Below are 21,090 nucleotides of genomic sequence, written 5' to 3' on the forward strand. Positions count from 1 at the left end.
TGAAAGATGCTGGTCATTAGATCCAGAATGAACACGAAAGGAATAGTATAAATCCATCGCTTGAAAAATTATAAATATTTCCCTCTTTTGGTTCAAACGTCCGAAATACACACAGGAAAGTCTGGATAACGATGTATTTTCTGCTCGCAAGCCTTAAGGCTGCTCGTTAACATCCAAAAAGGAACATCAGAAGTCCGAATACCGTCTCTAGGGGTCCGATAAGGAGAATTGGAAGCGGTTTATACTTAATCTATTCCAGAGATGACAAATCCAAGCAGAAAATCAAATCAGTTTATCCAAGAAACTCCTCAAGTTAAGTAGCGACCACGCAATACTGTCGTGAAACCATGTTGTTGTATGAGTTTTCTATTTTTTTGTTTTGTACTTTGATAAGGGGGTGATGATCGGCGCAGCGAAAAAATAAGGAAGATCAACCGTCCATTTTCATTGAAAAACCATTTTGCTAATAACCTGAGGAGGAATTGAATTTGCGCAACAAGTACATTATGTGTTCACTCGTATTAACGCTGCTGATCTCGAACGTATTCCTGACTGTCGGATTTCCATCTCCTGTATCAGCAGCCGAAAGTCCGGACCTGGCACAGGGCAAACAGGTTACCGCGAGCGGGTACAACCAAACATACAGCCCGACCAATGTGATTGACAGTAACCAAGCAACCTATTGGGAAAGTACGAATAGCGCGTTCCCCCAATGGATTCAAGTGGATCTTGGCACCAACACCAACATTGACCAAATCGTATTGAAGATTCCGACAGTGTGGGAAAAGAGAACCCAAACGATAACCGTGCAAGGCAGCACGAACAGTTCATCGTTCACGGATATCGTGGGTTCTGCGGATTATGTATTTAATCCAACCGTTGGGGAGAACTCGGTTACCATCGATTTTCCTGCTGTCGAGACAAGGTACGTTCGCTTAAGCGTAACGGGCAATTCCGAGTGGCCGGCGGCTCAACTGTCGACATTTGAAATTTACGGTCCAGCCAGTGAGGGACCAACGCTACCTGGCCCCGATCCTGTGGATCCCCCAATCATCCCTACAGAGGGAAGCAACATCGCCATCGGTAAGTCGATTACTGCATCGTCCAGTACCTTATCCTTCGTAGCTGCGAATGCAAACGATAACAATATCAATTCGTACTGGGAAGGGGGCAGCAATCCAAGCTCACTAACGTTGGATCTCGGCTCCAATCATAAGATTACATCCATTGTACTTAAACTAAACCCGGATCCGGTCTGGAGCACCCGAACACAGACCATTCAAGTGCTTGGACATAACCAGGATACAACCACCTTCAGTAATCTGGTTTCCGCCCAATCATATACATTCAACCCGGCTTCCGGTAACACGGTGACCATTCCCGTTACAGCCACGGTTAAACGTCTGCAACTGAACATTACCACGAACTCGGGCGCTCCTGCCGGGCAAATTGCTGAATTTCAGGTATTCGGCACACCTGCACCTAATCCTGATCTGACGATTACAGGCATGTCCTGGTCTCCATCTTCTCCAGTGGAGAACAATGCCATCACCCTAAATGCCATCGTCAAAAACATTGGTTCCGCTGCTTCTCCAGCTTCTAACGTCAACTTCTATCTGAACAACGAGCTAGCAGGTTCCTCATCAGTAGCTGCTTTGCAAGCAGGGGCTTCGACTACGGTCTCGCTTAATGCTGGCAATAAAGCAGCTGCATCATATACGCTCAGTGCCAAGGTGGATGAGAATAACCAGATCATTGAAGAGAATGAGGGAAACAATAATTACACACACGCTTCTTCTTTGGTGGTTGCACCGATTACAAGTTCTGATCTGGTAGGCACGGTCTCTTGGAGTCCAGGAACCCCTACAGCAAACAGCACAGTAACATTTACAGTTAATCTGAAAAATCAAGGCAACATGGCCTCCGCAGGTGGTGCACACGGAGTTACAGTGGTTCTCAAGAACGCTGCCGGAGCAACACTTCAGACGTATAGTGGTTCCTATACCGGTACATTGGCACCTGGAGCTTCGGTCAATGTCAATGTAGGTACCTGGACTGCTGTAACTGGTAACTACAATGTGACAACTACCGTAGCAGTGGACAACAATGAAGCTCCGGTCAAACAAACGAATAACGTCGTTACAACAGGTTTGAACGTATATTCAGCTCGTGGTGCAAGCATGCCTTATACCCGGTATGATACGGATGATGCTACGCGTGGTGGCAGTGCCACACTGAAATCCGCACCAACCTTTGATCAGGCTCTTACGGCTTCGGAAGCCTCTGGCCAGCGCTATATCGCACTTCCTTCCAACGGTTCTTATGCTCAATGGACGGTTAGACAAGGGGAGGGAGGCGCAGGTGTAACCATGCGATTCACGATGCCGGATTCCACAGATGGCATGGGTCTTAACGGCGCACTTGACGTTTATGTTAACGGGACCAAGGCCAAAACGGTTCCTTTGACCTCCTACTACAATTGGCAGTACTTCTCCAGTGATCATCCGGGGGATACGCCAAGTGCAGGACGTCCGTTGTTCCGTTTTGATGAAGTGCACTGGAAACTGGATACACCTCTAAAAGCTGGAGATACCATTCGTATTCAGAAAAACAATGGAGATAACCTGGAATACGGTGTGGATTTCCTCGAAATCGAACCCGTTCAGGCGGTGATCCCGCGCCCGGCTAACTCTGTCTCTGTAACCGATTTTGGTGCGATTGCAAATGATGGAAAAGATGACCTTGCCGCATTCGAAGCGGCGGTCCAATCCGCGGTATCTACAGGCAAGACTCTATATATCCCTGAGGGCACGTTCCATCTGGGCAATATGTGGAAAATTGGTACGCCGACGAATATGATTAACAATCTCACCATTGTAGGTGCAGGTATCTGGCATACGAACATTCAATTTACCAACCCTAATGCAGCCTCAGGCGGAATTTCTTTCCGTGTGCAGGGTAAGCTGGATTTCAGCAATATTTATATGAATTCCATGCTGCGTTCGCGCTATAACGAGAATGCAGTTTACAAAGGTTTTATGGACAATTTCGGTAAAAATTCAAAGGTTAGCAACGTATGGGTTGAGCACTTTGAATGTGGTTTCTGGGTAGGGGATTACGCCCACACACCTGCAATCATTGCCGATGGCCTAGTGATCGAGAACAGTCGTATTCGGAATAACCTTGCTGACGGTGTCAACTTTGCCCAAGGCACGAGCAATTCGACTGTACGCAACAGCAGTGTCCGCAACAATGGTGATGATGGTCTGGCCGTATGGACTAGCAACGTGAATGGTGCTCCTGCCGGTGTGAACAACACATTCTCCTTCAACACGATTGAGAATAACTGGCGCGCAGCAGGCATCGCGTTCTTTGGTGGCAGTGGACATAAGGCAACCAACAACCTGATTGTTGACACGGTTGGCGGTTCGGCGATCCGGATGAACACTGTTTTCCCTGGATACCATTTCCAAGATAACACAGGTATTCTGTTCTCCGATACAACGATTATTAACAGCGGCACGAGTAAAGATCTGTACAATGGTGAACGCGGAGCTATTGATCTTGAAGCTTCCAACGATTCCATCAAGAACGTTACGTTTACCAATATTGATATCCTCAATACGCAGCGCAGTGCTGTTCAATTCGGATACGGCGGCGGTTTCCAGAATATTGTGTTTAATAACATCAACATTAATGGTACCGGTCTGGACGGAATTGAGACATCTAGGTTCACAACCCCACATAAAGGTGCAGCAATATACACCTATACCGGTAATGGTTCTGCCACATTCAATAATCTGACAACAAGCAACATTGCCAACCCTAATGTGAATCAGATTCAAAATGGCTTTAATTTGATCATTCAATAAATTATTTCAAACAAAAACAGGGAGCTCTATGAGTTCCCTGTTTTTTAGCTTACTTTGATGAAGTAAGGTGAACATTGATTGATCCGGATTTGAAATATTGAAAAAATAGCCGCGCAAAGTAAATTTTTAAGATACCCCATATTTGCTTCTGTAGTGACTTAACGTGAGAAGAGGCCAAATATATGTATAGCTGTGATAATGGGAATAAAAGTTCCCGGGAAGACCTGCGCCTGTGGGATATGAGGTTCTCCAATCGTTCTCGTGCATTGATGCAATAAGCCGTAGAACGCCTTGATTCATCTCAGGTGTAGGCTTGGGTTGAACTGCAATGAGCGCGTCAAGTGCCCAAGCGGTCTGGGAAGGAGTACTTTCCCCTAATGGCACATAGTGCAAGAGTCGGTCACTTTGACAGGATTCTCCCCAGCCACCGTCGGAGTTCTGGATGCTTAAGAGCCACTGCGCTCCTTTTTGCAATGTAACATGGCTTGCTGGTAGTCCAACTGCCGTAAGACCGGTTAATGCAGCCCAGGTACCGTAGATATAACATACGCCCCATCTTCCGTACCATGAGCCTTCTTTCTCCTGGTTTCGAATGAGCCATTTTGTTCCACGTTTGATCCATTCAAGCCTGGTATCAAGCCCGGCAAAGTTTCCGAGGTACTCCAAGGTACGTCCCGTTAGGTCAGCCTCTGAAGGGTCTGTAGCCGCAGATTTGGCACCATCGATGGCGAGCCAGGTGAGCATCTCCTTGTTCGTATTTTTTTCGAATGCCGGCCAGCCGCCGTCTTTATTTTGCATGGACAGGACCCAATTCAGCCCACGATTCCAGGATTCCTGAAACGTTGGAAGAGTAGTGGACAAGCTTCGAATAGCCCGTAAAGCTGCTGTTGTATCATCCACGTCTGGATTGATTGTATTCGACTCCGAAAATCCCCATCCTCCAGGGACGGTATTCGGATTATGGATGCTCCAGTCGGCTCTTTTATCTTGCTGACGGGAGAGCAAATAGGAGGCCGCGAGTTGAATAGCCTTATGGTCATCGGTAAGAGAAGCCTCCTGCAATGCGTAGGTGATTAAGGCCGTATCCCATACGGTAGAGGGGGAGTTTTGAATCGTTGTTTGACCTCCAGAAGAACGGCACTGCATTGCCGTGAGTCCGGTTATGGCTTTTGTAATCAGGGGATGCTGCTTATCGTATTTTAGGGCCAATAGGGCAAAGATCATGAGAATTGTACTGCTGGCGTAGCTGTATAATGTGCCATCAGACTCAATCCGCTCTATTATGAACTGTTCTGCCTTTTTTCGTGCAGTGTCGTGGATGTGGCGAGGGTTACCGATCAGTCGGCTGCTCCCGCTTAGAATGTCGTCCTGCATTTCCTGATATCCCGGAGTCGTTAGCTCATCTCCAACATTTCGTGAGTCAGTCAGATCAGATAGATCGGGCGCATGGGGTGGTGTAAGGGCGAAGCGCAAGTCGGCCATAATGAGCATGGGAGTGAGGTGAACTCTGGAATAACCGGAAAATTCAAAATAGTTGATGGGAAAATAGGTAGGGAACATCAGTATTTCCAGGGGGATCATAGAGATGGATAAAGGCCATTTCATTTGTCCGGTAGCGGCAAGAATGGCTTTGGTCAAAATGCTGCTAACTTTTCCAATACCTCCTTTGGACTGAATATACTGTTTGGCCCGCTGGATTGGCTCGTCCGTACTCTGGCTGTACCCGGAGTATAGCAGGGCGTAGTACGCTTCAACCGATGCGGATAAATTTCCATCCTCTTCATCGGCGTACAATTTCCAGCATCCATCCTGTTGCTGTTCGTTAAGGATACGATCATGCAACTCCCGGATCAGCGCTTCATTCGGGACTTCCAATATCCGAAAGAGAATGATGACATAAGCATCAATTACCGTACCGTTCTCAAAACAGAAATGCCAGGAACCATCTTGTTGCTGCTGTTGAAGCAAGGAAGTCATGATCCGATTTATTTCCTCATCAATTGCGCTCAGTACATGGCTCATTCAAGGGATACCTCCAGAGGACGTCATTTTTGTATTATATGATGGCAATCAGGGGGAAATGAGGAGCAGAATGAGCGTGGAATCCAGTCCATTTCAGGATTTTCTACAATTTTATATAAAAAAATAAAATTTAGTGTTGAAATTTTTTCCAATAAAGTGTATAAATATCTTTGTTAACGCTTACAAAATTTTGATCTACATCTTTCTCCGATACCCTTCAAAAAGGAGGTGAAAGTACTACGACATGCAATAACTGAAAAAAGGACTTTATGATTTTTAAAATGAAATCGATTTCATTTTGTAGTATTTGATATTCGGCAGTCCAAATTATCATAAATCAAAGGAGATATGTTTATGAAGATATGGAAAAAGAGTGCGTTAGTGTTGCTGTCCACTTTTCTGGTAACGGCGGGTTCATATAGTTCATATATGCCCAAGACTGCGCATGCAGCGGGTGAACAGGTGGAGGTATGGATTTCAACTTCAGACCCTAATTCTGAACCGGCAGTGGGGCTTAGAACAGATGCGAGACTCACCAAGATTGCATCAAAAAACTTCAGCAGCAACTCAGGCAATGCGGATGTTACCATTACGGTCAACGAAAACCAGACGTATCAGCAGATGGATGGTTTTGGAGTGTCATTAACGGATGCGTCCGCATGGCTCATGAACTACAAGCTGGATAACAATAAGCGCGCGGAAGTCATGGAGAGGCTGTTTGGCAACACAGGCATTGGACTTAGCTTATTGAGACAGCCGATCGGCAGCTCCGATTTTGCTTGGGCCGCCTATACCTATGCCGATACGGCAAATGATACTTCACTCAGCCAATTCACGATCGACCGGGACAAGGCTTACATACTGCCCATGGTCAAAGCGGCAATCGCCAAGAATCCCAATATCAAAGTAATGGGTTCCCCATGGAGTGCGCCTGCCTGGATGAAATATTCCAACAATCTGAACGGCGGCAAACTGAAAGCAGAACACTACGGAACATATGCGAATTATTTCAAAAAGTACATTGAAGCCTACCAGGCTGAAGGGGTACCCATCTATGCTGTTACGTTGCAAAACGAGCCAATGTACGAGCCATCCCATTATCCTTCCATGGGTATGAATGTAGAGGATCAGACGGGCTTTATCGGCGATTATCTTGGACCAACACTCCGCAATGCCGGAATCAACACCAAGATTATTGCATTCGACCATAACTTTCTGAACTGGACCTTCCCGAACCAGGTCATTACGAATCTGAAGAACGCAGGCAAAGGCAGCTACGTATCCGGGAGCGCATTCCACCATTATGACAGTGGGGACGGATCAACAATGACCTCCATGCATAACAGTCACCCGGACAAGGAAGTTTGGTTCACGGAGGGTGGTTTCGGCAACTGGAATGATCCGCAGAATGGTACCTCATCTGGTTTCGATAATATGATGAATGAGTTCATTAATATTACGAGAAACTGGTCCAAATCGATCATTCTCTGGAATGCTGCCCTGGATCAAAAAGACGGTCCTGCATTGCTTTCACCGAACAACACGAACAAAGGCATGATTACAATCCGCAACTCGGACAACCGTAATGACGCACCTGAGAATAATGTCACATATCACAAACAATATTATTTGCTGGGTCACTTTAGTAAATTTGTAGTACCCAATGCATACCGCATTGACAGCAACACTGGATCTGAAGTCAAAAATGTGGCTTTCCGCAATCCGGACGGTTCCAAAGTGGTAGTTGCCTACAACTCTTCCAGCTCGTCGAAAAATGTGAAGATCCAATGGGGCAGCCAAAGCTTCGTTGTCACTATTCCAGGCAAGTCCGCTATGACGTATAAATGGAATGGAAATGTTTCTTGAGGGGTAGCAGGAATTCAGATTCCCGCATCCAATAAGCTAGGGGCCGCGAGCAGTCGCGGCTCTTTTCATTTGTTTTTATTTAAAGATCATCCATCGTATACATTTGTTGTGATTTTTACATATTCAAGGATTTTACAATTTTAATATTATGAATTTTTAGTTTAACTGTCCTCTTACATTGGGTTGATATACTAGCCTGAGCTTTTATATGGGAGAGGGGTTAGACAACTTGAAAGACATCAATCAACGCTGGGTAGCGACGATCCTTGTGGCAGTAATGGTTATCCAATCATTCTGGACATTTGCAGGAATCGGACATGCTGCAGCATCAGAAAACCTTAACACCAGCAATTTAGCGAAAAACGTGGTGATCAGCCATTTTTATGGAGGCAAAAAAGACGACGTACTCGACGTCTACGGCAACGACTTTGTAGAACTATATAATCCGACAGCAGAGCCTGTTTCGCTGAACGACTGGTCTATACAATTTGCGGATACCAAAAACAATAATTGGAAGGCAGCTCAGCTAGGGACAATGACTGCCCAGATTCCGGCATTTGGTTATTATCTGATTGCGCTTGGCAGCAACGGCAACGTGGGAGGGCAACTTCCACAGCCGGATGCCAGCGATGCTTCATTTAAACTAGATAACAAAAGTGGAAAGCTGGTCTTGTTGAATACGACAGAATTGTTGACGACCAGCGATCCGATGTCTGATTCTTTACAGGAACATGTGATTGATTTTGTTGGATATAATGCGGATGCTTATTGGGGAAGTCCGGCTCCAGAAGCGGGCAAACAAAACACCATGCAACGATTGGTGTTCGATCCGCTGAACCCGGAGAAATCCACTAAAGAAGCTGCGTTCCCGAATCACGGAAACAACTGGGACACTCGGAATAACGGAAATGACTTCGAGAAGGTCAAAGACGCGAAGGCTCGCAATTCAAGCACAACTTCCGCCTATGTCATTCTGGAAAGTAATCAAAGGTTAGAAATGCAATCGGCTTCGAGCGTAGATCCTGTACATAACAAGATTGTGTTGAATGCATTTGGAGGCTTGGTTAAGCAGGGACCATGGTCATCCGACGACTTCAGTGTGCTCGGCCTCCCGGCAGGATTCACTGCTGAAGCCAATGCGAACGGAGATCAGATCGAAGTGACCATAACTGGAGACGATACCGGGAATGTGGTTTCAGACAGCCTTCTGACATTTGAGATTCATCCTGGTGCGTGGGATCAAGTACACAGACCAACCTCATCCTTAACGGTGTATCAAGGAAGCAACACCGTAACTTTGGCTCAATTCACACCATCCAATAAGATTGTAGCAACATTGGACTCCTCATCGTCCAACATTCGTATGAACAGCGCGAAGGACTTAAATACCACGATCCAACTCAATCTTAGCGCCGGCGTTCCCGTGGATGGGGTATTGGACTCGAATGCTTACAGTGTGACGGGCCTTCCTGAGGGAGACTGGAGTATCCAGGCTGAGGGCCGAAGCAGTGATCGTACAATTACGCTATCCATTTCGGGTACATCCACTTCTGCTGTCATGAACTCCGTCATGTTGAATGTGACGTTAATGGCTGAGGCTGTGCAGGATCCGGACTGCCTGGCTTCGGAAGTGATCAGCGTCCCCCTGCTTCGGTACAGTCAACCACTTCTTGCTGATGAGAATCGCAAACATGTCGTTGAAAACAGCATCATAGCGGACAATACAGGTTTTAATGACCCTGCCACCAAAGAATATAAATATGGAAGTGACGCCATGGGAGCGAATGAATATACATTCCTGCGTGGTACACATTCCTTATTCAAGGCTGATCTGGCAGCGGGTCTTATTCCTTCACCGAATTCGGTCATTCCAGGCTGGAATGAGAAGGACATCCTTACGTACACGCAAGGCGATGCCCATATTCAGAATGTGGGAACTTTTAACGACAGTACTAATCAAATGGTGTTCAGCTTGAACGATGTGGATTCTTCCGGCATCGGCAGCTTTTATGATGATCTGATTCGCTTTGTTACAAGTATTTATGTAGTCAAATACGAAAAAGACAGCTCTGCGATTACCAATCTGCAGGACGCCGATTTCCGGGACGTATCTCGTACTTTTCTAGATACCTATAAGGATACTCTGATAAAGATTAATAGCGAGATAAGCCCCAAAAACACTAAGTTGACCAAAAGCAATGTAACTCCATATACGAAAGAGGTCATGGACAAAGTCTCCAAAGTGTCTTACGAGGAAGCATTGCAAAAGTTGCTCGGGAAGCGGGCACTTGATGGAAAATTAAACATTGCCGGCAACTCCGATAAGTTTGAAGCCGCTACAGATGCGGAGAAATCTTCCCTGCAAGACGCTTGGGAAGCATACAAATTGCAAGTCAGAAGCAATTTCCTCAATCTGAGCGATGATGAATTCGATGCCTATTTCAAAATAAAGGATATTGTACGCCGTATTCATCAGGGAATTGGCAGCATTGGGGTTGAACGCTACAATGTGTTAATCGAAGGAGCAAGTGAGGCCAATACGGATGATATTCTGCTCGACGTGAAAGAGCAGACCCGGGACGCCAATTTATCGAAAGATGCTTATCTTAAAACTTCAGTTGATCCCGATTCTTATCTGGGTGTACTCGAAGCAATGAATCGCTCGTATCTGATCAAGGAAGTCTCACCTTTTAAAGGGGATTACACGGATAAGCCGTTTAAGAACAAGCAAGAGCTGGAGCAGTATTTGGTCGATGCAGCCAAGGCTTACGCTTATGCAAGCTCGCGCTTGGACAAGGTATCCGATGAGTTGAACTACCGTTTTGAGGAACGTTTTGTAACAAATATCGTACCCATCTGGGATGATTTGCAGAACTTTATTCTTAATGCAGCGGAGGATTACTCCCACCAGGTCGCAGCTGATTTTGCGCTTGTGAAGGAAGATATGCGAACCGGGAAGCTGATTGACGTTTCCACATTGGATGATTTATCTGTTGATCAAGGCGCTTTGACTCCAGCATTCAATCCTGCAATCACGGCGTATACTCTGAATGTTGAACAAGCAACAGACTCCATCAGTATTACGGCGAAGGCTACGGATAGCCAAGCTACTTTGTCTGCTAAAGGTGAACCCTATGCAAACGGAATAAATCAATCTTTCGGGTTGTCTGTTGGAAAAAATGTAATTCCAATTACGGTGCAAGCACGTAATGGATCAAGCAAGACTTACAGTATAACTGTCGTCAGAGCCGGAGATTCCACCTCGGTTCCACCAACGTCTTCGACTCCTTCAACTCCAACTGGAGGAACGAATGGTGATCAAACGGGTACCAATGCCAACAGTGGAACGATTAGTGTGAATGGTGGATCGTTGAGCTTGGGCGGGGTCAAAATCAATGTGCCAGCCGGAGCGATGGAGAGCAGCATCGTCATTTCCGTAAATAAAGTAAGCCAAACGTTGAATCTGTTTACCGATTCCACATTGAAACTGCTCGGAGATGTCTATGAGATTACTGCAAGCAAGAGCGGGAATTTCAGCAAACCGGTAACTGTCACCTTGCCATTCGACAAGAACAAGGTGGACTTTGACAAATCAATAGTGGGATTGTATTGGTTCAACGAGCAGGCCCAAAAGTGGGTTTCACTCGATAATATGAAAGTGGATCAAATGAATGGAACGGTATCGGGAACCATTAATCATTTTACCAAGTTTGCTGTTCTGGTATCCGATAAGACCGTAACGCAAGCTCCGGAAGGAACCAAGAATTTCACGGATCTCGTAGGACATTGGGCTTCCGGCAGTATTATGGATTTGGTTGAACTCGGTGTGATCCAGGGTTATCCGGATAACAGTTTCAGACCGGATAAAAAAATTACCAGAGCCGAATTTGTTACTCTTATCATTAAGGCTTTACATCTGCAAGGCTTTGCTGACAAAGGATTTGCGGATACTACGACGCATTGGGCGCAAGACGCAATTTCCACAGCGGCAGGTCTGGGCATTGTGAATGGATATAGTGATGACACCTTTGGTCCAGATGAATTGGTGACCCGTGAGCAAATGGCGACAATGGTCGTTCGTGCAGCGCAGATCGCTGATTCAGACAGTAATATCAGCTTCTCCGACGTCGCTGAAATATCCGGTTGGGCACGTTCAGCACTTGCTGCCGCCATTACCAATGGGCTTGTTAACGGTTATCCAGACGGAACATTGAAGCCAAAAGGGAATACAACTCGCGCAGAAGCCGCTGCACTCATCGAAAGAACTATTCAATTGACAAAACAATTCACATTATAAATCCAAGATTTTAAAAAGGCTGCTCTCCAGCAAGTTTAACTTGCTGGGAAGCAGCCTTTCTGTATTGTTTGTATGTTTTTGTATTGCTTATATCTTTTTGTACCTGGTTCATTCGTTTTGTTACAATGATATCCCATTTTCGATAATGACGCGATTGAGCTTGGTATTCACCGGATTGGAAATCGTATCACCCACAGGACATTTACTTTCTAGAAATTGTACAAATGATTCAACTTTTTCTTCAGATGAGCTGGTTTTGATATAAAACGTGTATCGAATATCGGAATAACCGGGGCGTACATCAGATCGGTTAAAAAATCCGTCAAGATCCAGTTCACCTTCAACTTCAACTCTGAAATCATCAAGGACGACATCGAATTTGGAGGCATAGACCCGGGCCACAATGGATTGACATGCGCCAAGGGAGGCAAGTAAAGCTTCTACAGGATTCATTCCTGTATCCGTACCACCGAGGTTTGTTGGCTCATCGATGATCAGTTCGAATTGTCTTGCTTTGGTGATTACTTTAACCCCATCTTGTAGGTGTGCAGTAGCTTTGAAAGTCTGAACATTAGCCATCCGATACCTCTCCTTTATAAAACATTGTATGTAACTTGGTTTAGTAAGGATTATAGTTCCATGAATCACAAGTTGTCAATATAAGGATGGGAATAGAATTAGATATTCACTCTTTAAATTGAAAAATGGATAGCCTAATGCTATCCATTTCTCTAACATTTCAACTTCTCAGCCGGTGTACTTATTCACTCATAACATGATCATATTTTTCCTTCAAACGTTTGATATCTGCTCTCGGCGGCGCGCCGAACATGCGGGAGTACTCCCGGCTGAATTGCGACGCACTCTCGTAACCAACCCGGAATGCTACATCCGCAGCATCAGCTGACTCAGCCATAAGGAGACGACGTGCTTCCTGAAGCCTCAGCTGCTTCTGAAACTGAAGTGGGCTCATGGCGGTAATTTCTTTGAAATGTCGATGGAACGAGGACACACTCATATTGGCTGTCTCCGCAAGATCTTCGATTCGAAAAGGCTGCTCCCAATGTCGAACAATATGCTCAATGGCTTCCCGAATCCGGTAGCTACTGCTGCCTTCCACTGCAATCTGGGCCAGTTCAGCTCCATAAGGTCCCTGCAAAAGCCGGTACAGGATCTCCCGCGTATAGAGTGGGGCAAGGAACGGGATTTCTCCTGGTGTATCCAGCAGCCGAACCAATCGAAGTACAGCATCTTGAATGGAGGGCTCCATCTGTCCAACAAATAGGGCGCGTCTGGCGTTTTCTTTAGACGTGACCTTAATATTACATTCATTCAGTACTTCAAGAATCTGGTTCTGTGTAAACTCAAGCTTCAGACTCAGGTAAGGCATATCAGTGGATGCTTTTATAATCTGACCAATCACTGGAAGGTTCATGGAAGCAATCAGATAATTGGATGGTCCGTATTCGAATCTTTCCTGTGCCAGCAAGATTTCTTTCAAGCCTTGAACGATCACACAAAAGGAAGGCTTGTAAACCCTGTAAGCAGGCTCACTTATGCTGGAATGCTGATAGACATACAGGGAAGGGATTACCGTTTCCTTAGAGCTGTTATGAATGGAATGGCGCTTGATTAGTTCGGTGAGTTCCTGTTTCTGCTGCACTGCGTTATCGGACATACATATCCTCCTTGCAAGTTGTTCTTGCTTCATTATAAGACTTAACGACCTTAGACAAAAGTAGGCCTGAGAGGATCAGGCAATCAATTAAGACAAATGATATACCGCTTCGCTCCTTCAGTTCGGCATAATAATATTAGGCTCGCAGAATCAAGCAAGGGGACGCAAAAAGGCAATCAGCCAGCAAACCTGTAGTACTTCTACGAAAACAGAAAATTTATCCTGAACAAAAGGAGGTATGGGAATGAGTCATGTATTAGTTTTGGGTGCCAACGGTCAAATCGCCCGCGAAGCGATAGACTTGTTTCTCAAGGAAACCGATGTCAGGCTAACACTCTATTTGCAGAAATCCAGCAGGCTTGGAAATATCGATTCGAATCGTGCGCGTGTGATCGACGGTGACGTGATGGATCAAGTCAAATTGAAAGACGCCATGAATGGCGTGGACGTTGTCTATGTCAATCTTGCAGGTGATCTGGAACAGTACGCCAGAACCATCGTGGAAACGATGAAATCTGCAGGAGTGAAACGACTAATTTTTATCAGTTCTATGGGGATCTACGATGAAGTGCCTGGACAGAAGTACAGCAGCATATTGGACCCTTATCGTAAAGCAGCTTCCATTGTTGAAGCTTCAGATCTAGATTATACAATCTTACGACCAGCGTGGTTTACCAGATCAAACGAGATTGATTATGAAATAACCCAGAAAGGCGAGCCATTCAAAGGCAGCGAAGTATCCTGTAAAAGCGTGGCTGCTTTGGTGGTTAAGTTGGCAGAGTCACCAGAACTGGAAATACGACGCAGTCTTGGTGTGAGTAAACCCCATTAATTCAGTGTACTCCTAAATGGAGATAATAAATTCATGTACGTTAGTTCACATTCACATCATTTGAATGAAGAAAGGAAGTTTTATGATGCAAAAACGAACACTGGGAAATAGCGGATTGGAAGTTTCGGCAATTGGGCTTGGTTGTATGGGAATGAGTTACGGGTATGGTCCAGCTTCGGACAAAACGGAAATGATTGCGGTCATACGGGAAGCTGTTGAACACGGTGTAACTTTCTTTGATACCGCCGAAGTCTATGGTCCATATATCAATGAAGAACTCGTTGGCGAAGCACTTTCCCCTGTACGTGATCAGGTTGTCATAGCGACAAAGTTCGGATTTGACATTCAAGGTGGCAAACAGAGCGGGATGAATAGCCGTCCTGAGCAGATCAGGAAAGTTGCTGAAGAGTCTCTTAAACGACTTAAGATCGAGGAAATTGATTTGTTTTACCAGCACCGTGTTGATCCGGATGTACCGATTGAAGAGGTTGCCGGAGCCGTGCAGGATCTGATTCGAGAAGGTAAAGTGAAGCATTGGGGGTTATCGGAAGCTGGCGTGAACACGATTCGACGTGCACATGCCGTTCAGCCGGTCGCTGCTGTTCAGAGCGAATATTCCTTATGGTGGAGACGTCCGGAAGAAGAACTGATTCCAGCGCTTGAGGAGCTCGGTATTGGGTTTGTCCCTTTTAGTCCTTTGGGTAAAGGATATCTCACGGGAAGTTTTAATGCAAAAACAACGTTTGATCAGGGGGATTTGCGTAATATTCTGCCACGCTTCACGCCCGAGGCGCTCGAGGCCAATCAAGTGCTGGTTGATCTGTTGAAAGAGAAGGCGGAGAAGATGCAAGCTACCCCTGCACAAATCGCACTTGCTTGGCTGCTAGCCCAGAAACCTTGGATTGTACCCATCCCGGGAACGCGCAAGTCAAGTCGTCTCAAAGAAAATATGGGTGCGGCGGACATTGAACTTACACCCGAAGATGTACAGAGCATTAATGATGCAGCTTCAAAAATCACCCTGATGGGTTCTAGATATACGGAAGAATTGGAGAGAAGAACGGGTCTTTGATCCATTTTAGTATGCCAGAAAGATGGGTGGAAAGGTTGAGTAAACGCTTATCTAACCAAGTGAAACAAATTGTAATCGAGAGATTGGAGTCCCAGATCAAATGGGAAGAAAATCCGATTTTCAAAGAATTGTATCTCAGTTATTGGATAAAATTAACTTCATAAAGGAGTGTTTTAACATGGAATATGTAAAATTGGGTCGTACCGGACTGGACGTTTCGAGATTATGTCTTGGTTGCATGAGCTATGGAGTTCCTGAACGCGGAATCGCTCCATGGTCGTTGAATGAGGAAGAGAGTCGTCCTTTTATACAAAAAGCGCTGGACTTGGGTATTAACTTCTTTGATACAGCCAACGTCTATTCGGATGGTACAAGCGAAGAAATCGTGGGTCGTGCGTTGAAGGATTTTGCTCGTCGTGATGAGGTTGTTATTGCAACAAAGGTTTACTTCCGCATGAAGCCGGGGCCAAATGGTGCAGGTTTGTCGAGAAAAGCCATTATGAATGAGATTGATAACAGCTTGAAGCGCCTAGGCACCGATTATGTGGATCTGTATCAGATCCATCGATGGGACAGCAGTACTCCAATAGAAGAAACGATGGAGGCCCTTCATGATGTTGTTAAGGCGGGGAAAGTCCGTTATATAGGAGCTTCTTCAATGTACGCCTGGCAGTTTATGAAGGCTCAGCATACGGCGGAACGCAACGGCTGGACCCCATTTGTCTCCATGCAGAATCTATTGAATCTGATGTATCGGGAAGAAGAGCGGGAAATGCTGCCTCTCTGTCGTGAAGAGGGAGTGGGTGTAATTCCATGGAGTCCTCTTGCCAAAGGGCGTCTTACTCGGGATTGGGATGAGAAAACAGCCCGTTCATCGAACGACGAAGCAGGAGACCGACTTGCTGCGGGAATGGTTGATGCCGATCGTAAAATAGTGGAGACTGTCGCTGATATTGCGAACAAACGAGGTGTTTCCAGAGCAACCGTTGCACTGGCATGGTTATTGCAAAAAGAAGGTGTCACCGCACCAATTGTGGGTGCAACGAAAGAACATCATCTGGAGGATGCCGTAGCAGCCTTGTCCGTAAAGCTAGATGCGCAGGAGATTGCAAGCTTGGAGGAATACTACGTACCACACAAAATATATGGCATGTAAGTTCCCTCTAGCCCAGTAGCGAAAAAGGGTTGCCAATCAAAAAGAATTGTGTATAATTGGAGTCACATCAAAATACTCAAATGTTTTCTAGGGTTCCGCGACAGTTATGTCGGTCTGGTCCGAGAGAAAACTCACAACCTATTGGTTGTGTCACGGAGGGACAAAAGCCTGGGAGATGAACTGCTTAATGCAGTTTGTTTCCCGGGCTTTTTTATTTTGGCTTCATGTAACTAATAATACACGTAGCAAAATTTGATAAGGAGTGTGACAGAAATGAACAAAACATGGTTGTCCGTCGTTATTGCAGCTTTATTTGAGGTCGGTTGGGTCATTGGATTGAAACATGCCAGTGGTTTTCTGGAGTGGGGGGCTACACTGATCGCGATTATTGTCAGTTTCACCTTGATGATTGCGGCTTCCCGCTCACTTGATGTAGGGACTGTATATGCGGTATTCGTTGGACTGGGTACAGCAGGGACTGTACTGGCAGAGATTATATTGTTTGATGCGGCGATTCAATCCGGGAAAATGCTGCTCATTGGGGTTCTTTTACTGGGCGTAATCGGTCTTAAAATGCTTAGCAAAGGAAAAACAAAGGAGGTACATGAATCATGAATTGGGTATTTCTTATTTTGGCAGGTGTCTTTGAAATGATTGGCGTTTTGATGATTAATAAATTGCACAAAGATCGTAACCTGATGTCAATCATACTGTTGGTTGCAGGTTTTGGACTAAGCTTTCTGTTCCTATCGCTTGCGATGAAGACTCTTCCGATGGGAACGGCATACGCCGTATGGACGGGAATCGGCGCTTCCGGGGGAGCTATTCTCGGCATGATATTTTATGGGGAACCTCGAAATGCGTTAAGAATTCTGTTTATTGCCATGGTGCTTGGATCAGCAGTAGGGTTGAAACTGGTAAGTTAATGGATTGATGTTTCATCGTTTGTTCAGAGCTAATGTATGTTCAACCAAAATGGCATTCAGGGCTGAATTTTCAAAATATGATATACAGAAGTGCTTTTTAATGTTATCCTTATGTGTTACGTTTTGAAATGAGATATACGTCAAATGAATATTTGTTGCGTAAATTAAGGAGACCTAATGACATTTAAAGACTTGAATATTATACCCGCAATTTTGGAAGGCTTAAGCAAAGCAAACTATACTGCCCCTACACCTATACAGGAACAGGCGATTCCGGCCGTATTGGCAGGCAGAGATTTGCTTGGCTGTGCGCAAACAGGTACAGGCAAGACGGCAGCATTTTCTGTGCCTATCATTCAGTTATTAAGCGAAAAGTCGAACGGCCCCAAAGCCGCACGCCATATTCGCTCATTGATTTTAACACCAACAAGAGAACTTGCGATTCAGATTTCAGATAATATTAAGGCATATAGCCGTTTTACCGATATTCGTTGTGCCGCAATCGTTGGTGGCGTTTCACAGAAAGTCCAGGAGCGTGCGCTCAATCAAGGTGCAGATATTATTATTGCAACGCCCGGTAGACTGATTGACTTGGTCAATCAAAAGCGTATTGATCTGAAACATGTGCAAATACTGGTTCTTGATGAAGCAGACCGCATGTTGGATATGGGCTTCATTCATGATGTGAAGCGAATCATTGCGAAGATGCCGAGCAAGAAACAGACCTTATTCTTCTCAGCTACAATGCCTCCGGAAATTACAAAAATGGTAAAAACACTGCTCGTTGATCCGGTAAAAGTAGAAATTACACCCGTCTCCTCCACTGTGGATCGAATTGAACAGTCTGTGTATTTATTAGAAAATGGCAAAAAACAGAGTCTATTGAATCATATCTTGCAGGATAAATCTATTGTTTCGGCATTGGTATTCACTCGTACAAAGCGTGGAGCTGACCGTGTAACTCGCGATTTGTCCAAAGTGAATATTACGGCTCAGGCCATTCATGGCAACAAATCTCAAAATGAGCGTCAAAGAGCCTTGAATAATTTCAAAAGTGGAGTTACACGAGTACTGGTGGCGACGGATATAGCGGCAAGGGGCATTGATGTTGAAGAGCTGTCACATGTAATCAACTTCAACCTTCCTAATATTCCGGAAACGTATGTCCACCGAATTGGCCGTACAGGTAGAGCAGGGCATAGCGGAATGGCGATTTCCTTTTGTGAAAAGGAAGAGCTTCCGTTCCTGAAGGATATCGAGAAAGTAATCAAGAAGACCATTCCTGAAGTGAAAAATCATCCTTATCCGATGACAAGTGTGCCTGCTTTTGTAAAATCGAATCAAACATCGAAGTCTGCACCTCATAAATCTGCAGCCGATAAACCCGCGAAGTCAAAAGCGAATCCGGCTCGCAAACCTAAATCCGAGTGGTTTAAGAAGAGCGGTAAAGCTAATCACAGTAAGCCAAACGGTAGTAAGCCAAATAGCAGTAAACCAAACCACAATAGTACAAGTCACAGTAAACCAAAGAGCAGCAAAGTGAATAAAGCTCTCTAAAATAACGAGCAAATGCCTTCTCCATTTCGTGGAGGAGGTTTTTTTATGAACACAAAATCAATACGATATTGATAATCATTTTCAATAAGAATAGAATAATAGAGAGGAACTTAAAAAATGTCCCAAGGCCATTGTATCCAAGTAGTGACTTGAGGCAATCAGGAGGCGTAATTCATGTTCATTCAAACTCGCGTTATGGTAGTCGAAAAGGGCCATAGTCATAAACTGGTGGAACGTTTCAGTGCCCCTAGCCCTGTAGAAGAAATGCCGGGAATGATTGATTTCAGTGTAATGGTTAACAAAAAGAGTAAAGAACACGAAGAAGTGATGGTGCTGATTCGTTGGGAGTCGGAAGAAGACTGGAAGAATTGGGAGAAAAGCGATGTGCATATTAAAGGTCATAAGGAGAAAAGAGGACAGGAGAAACCCGAGTATCTGATTAGCACTACGGTAAATATGTACGAAGTACAGAAAGTGAAGACAGCTAGAGTATCGAATGCATAGTTCGAATGATGAAAAACCGATTTCATGAATTATTTATGGAGTCGGTTTTTTTGTTGTATGTCCATATAAGTTGCGTAGCGAACAAGGAAGCTGTCTGAGAAGATGATGCCTGTGATACAGGAAGAATAGTTGAAAATGAAATGCTTGATATTTACATGCAAACGTACATTCGGTATCATTAGATTGGGTAGGGAAAGTTGTTGTCTTCTGCGTAAAGGAGAGATACTGAATTGAATAATAAGATTATAGAGTACTGTTTGAAGAAAAAAGGTGCAACAAAGGATTATCCCTTCGGAGCCGATCCTGTTGCTATCAAAATTGCAGGGAAAATGTTTGCGCTTATTTTTGAGGACAAGGCGGAAAACGTTCGCTTGAACTTAAAATGTGATCCGATCATTGCGGAAAACCTGAGAGAGCAGCATGAAGCCGTTCAACCGGGGTATCATATGAACAAAAAGCATTGGAATACCATTATTCTAGATGGCTCCTTGTCGGAGCAGGATATCTTTGTCATGATTGATCATTCGTACGATTTGGTTGTCAAAACGCTGTCCAAGAGTCTTTTGGAATCCATATCTTAATTAGACCACATGCAATAACAATTTAGACAGCAGGTGGTCGGCGCCAATTGCAGAAAAATCAGCTTTTTTTGAAAAGTAATAGCGGTAGTCCCAGGGTGTTAACTTCGTATCCTGAGACTACCGCTATTTTAGTTACGTGCACATTGCAAGTTATCCCAAATTCATTTTGATTAATTCTCCTAATTGCTCAGACATGACTTCGGGTGGATGGGGCATTTCGTTCTTGATCCACCACTCAACGACCCCCACATAAGACATGACCACATATTGGAGAATGATATCCTCACTTAATCCGGATTTTCTGGCCTGAGATAAGTGTACTTCCTCCTTAAAATCCTCATTAAGAAATTCAACCAAGCGGTTGCGGAATTGTACCGCTCCCTTACTGGCCATCATCGTCGAGAAGAACAAGTAATTCTGTTCCAAATAGGTAAACCAGGGAACGATGGATTCTTTCCATTCCAAGTCGGAAACCGAATGACAAATTTCACTTAATTCTTGGATATGCCCGTCAATGAGCTTGTCCAACAGATCATACTTATCGACGTAGTGCAGATAAATGGTGCCTCTGCTAACGTCCGCTCTATCGGAAATATCCTGTAGAGTAATATCATCGAAATTTTTTTCTGACATCAATTCAATCACTGCTGCTTTGATAGCTTCTTGTGATTTTCGAATTCTTCGATCCACTTTGGTCATGTGATTCTCACCAAACTTTCTAAAGATA

General features: G+C 44.8%; 15 protein-coding genes and 1 riboswitch. Of the genes, 11 read left to right on the forward strand and 4 right to left on the reverse strand.

Features of this window, described 5'->3' with window-relative positions; translation table 11 throughout:
* Nucleotides 1–488: 488 nt before the first annotated feature.
* A complete protein-coding gene (locus BLS14_RS04605; RefSeq protein WP_090949759.1) occupies nucleotides 489–3,872 on the forward strand; it encodes a galactose-binding domain-containing protein in 3,384 nt (1,127 codons plus the stop codon).
* 126 nt (nucleotides 3,873–3,998) lie between these two features.
* Here the strand turns inward: BLS14_RS04605 and shc are convergent, their stop codons facing one another.
* Complete coding sequence (shc, locus tag BLS14_RS04610) at nucleotides 3,999–5,894, reverse strand: squalene--hopene cyclase (protein ID WP_090949762.1); 1,896 nt, start codon at nucleotides 5,892–5,894, stop codon at nucleotides 3,999–4,001.
* Between the two features lie 354 nt (nucleotides 5,895–6,248).
* On the opposite strand from shc, the gene BLS14_RS04615 reads away from it, so the two are divergent.
* Both BLS14_RS04615 and BLS14_RS04620 read left to right on the forward strand, forming a co-directional pair.
* On the forward strand, nucleotides 6,249–7,760 hold the full coding sequence (locus BLS14_RS04615) for a glycoside hydrolase family 30 protein (protein ID WP_079697589.1): 1,512 nt from the start codon (nucleotides 6,249–6,251) through the stop codon (nucleotides 7,758–7,760).
* A gap of 229 nt (nucleotides 7,761–7,989) precedes the next feature.
* Complete coding sequence (locus tag BLS14_RS04620) at nucleotides 7,990–12,057, forward strand: S-layer homology domain-containing protein (protein WP_176854341.1); 4,068 nt, start codon at nucleotides 7,990–7,992, stop codon at nucleotides 12,055–12,057.
* 120 nt (nucleotides 12,058–12,177) lie between these two features.
* On the opposite strand, the gene BLS14_RS04625 is transcribed toward BLS14_RS04620, so the two are convergent.
* Nucleotides 12,178–12,636 (reverse strand): OsmC family protein, encoded by a 459-nt coding sequence (locus BLS14_RS04625; RefSeq protein WP_063565136.1) that lies wholly within the window; start codon nucleotides 12,634–12,636, stop codon nucleotides 12,178–12,180.
* A 181-nt stretch (nucleotides 12,637–12,817) separates the two neighbouring features.
* A complete protein-coding gene (locus BLS14_RS04630; RefSeq protein ID WP_063565135.1) occupies nucleotides 12,818–13,735 on the reverse strand; it encodes an AraC family transcriptional regulator in 918 nt (305 codons plus the stop codon).
* A gap of 244 nt (nucleotides 13,736–13,979) precedes the next feature.
* Between BLS14_RS04630 and BLS14_RS04635 the strand changes: the two genes are divergently transcribed.
* From BLS14_RS04635 to BLS14_RS04670, 8 genes are all read left to right on the forward strand, one after another.
* Entirely contained in the window at nucleotides 13,980–14,567 is a 588-nt protein-coding gene (locus BLS14_RS04635) for an NAD(P)H-binding protein (protein ID WP_090949766.1), read from the forward strand.
* An 85-nt stretch (nucleotides 14,568–14,652) separates the two neighbouring features.
* A complete protein-coding gene (locus BLS14_RS04640) occupies nucleotides 14,653–15,639 on the forward strand; it encodes an aldo/keto reductase (RefSeq protein ID WP_176854343.1) in 987 nt (328 codons plus the stop codon).
* 178 nt (nucleotides 15,640–15,817) lie between these two features.
* Nucleotides 15,818–16,795 carry an aldo/keto reductase gene (locus BLS14_RS04645; RefSeq protein WP_090806169.1) on the forward strand — a complete coding sequence of 326 codons (978 nt, stop codon included), beginning with the start codon at nucleotides 15,818–15,820 and terminating at the stop codon, nucleotides 16,793–16,795.
* Nucleotides 16,796–16,871: 76 nt separating this feature from the next.
* Nucleotides 16,872–16,972, forward strand: a riboswitch (guanidine-I (ykkC/yxkD leader).
* A gap of 96 nt (nucleotides 16,973–17,068) precedes the next feature.
* Nucleotides 17,069–17,410, forward strand: a complete 342-nt coding sequence (locus tag BLS14_RS04650; RefSeq protein ID WP_063565132.1) for a DMT family transporter — start codon at nucleotides 17,069–17,071, stop codon at nucleotides 17,408–17,410.
* Entirely contained in the window at nucleotides 17,407–17,721 is a 315-nt protein-coding gene (locus BLS14_RS04655) for a DMT family transporter (protein ID WP_064638568.1), read from the forward strand. Before BLS14_RS04650 ends, BLS14_RS04655 begins: the two co-directional genes overlap by 4 nt.
* 177 nt (nucleotides 17,722–17,898) lie before the next feature.
* Nucleotides 17,899–19,278 (forward strand): DEAD/DEAH box helicase, encoded by a 1,380-nt coding sequence (locus BLS14_RS04660; RefSeq protein WP_090949771.1) that lies wholly within the window; start codon nucleotides 17,899–17,901, stop codon nucleotides 19,276–19,278.
* 174 nt (nucleotides 19,279–19,452) lie between these two features.
* Nucleotides 19,453–19,782: an antibiotic biosynthesis monooxygenase gene (locus BLS14_RS04665; protein WP_090806173.1), complete on the forward strand. Its 330-nt coding sequence runs from the start codon at nucleotides 19,453–19,455 to the stop codon at nucleotides 19,780–19,782.
* A 230-nt stretch (nucleotides 19,783–20,012) separates the two neighbouring features.
* Nucleotides 20,013–20,363 carry an MmcQ/YjbR family DNA-binding protein gene (locus BLS14_RS04670; RefSeq protein WP_090949774.1) on the forward strand — a complete coding sequence of 117 codons (351 nt, stop codon included), beginning with the start codon at nucleotides 20,013–20,015 and terminating at the stop codon, nucleotides 20,361–20,363.
* A gap of 150 nt (nucleotides 20,364–20,513) precedes the next feature.
* Here BLS14_RS04670 and BLS14_RS04675 read toward each other — a convergent pair whose 3' ends face one another.
* Entirely contained in the window at nucleotides 20,514–21,062 is a 549-nt protein-coding gene (locus tag BLS14_RS04675) for a TetR/AcrR family transcriptional regulator (RefSeq protein WP_063565127.1), read from the reverse strand.
* Nucleotides 21,063–21,090: the final 28 nt, after the last annotated feature.

The organism is Paenibacillus sp. OK060 (assembly GCF_900101205.1).
In the GTDB taxonomy this organism is placed as follows: Bacteria; Bacillota; Bacilli; order Paenibacillales; family Paenibacillaceae; genus Paenibacillus; species Paenibacillus marchantiae.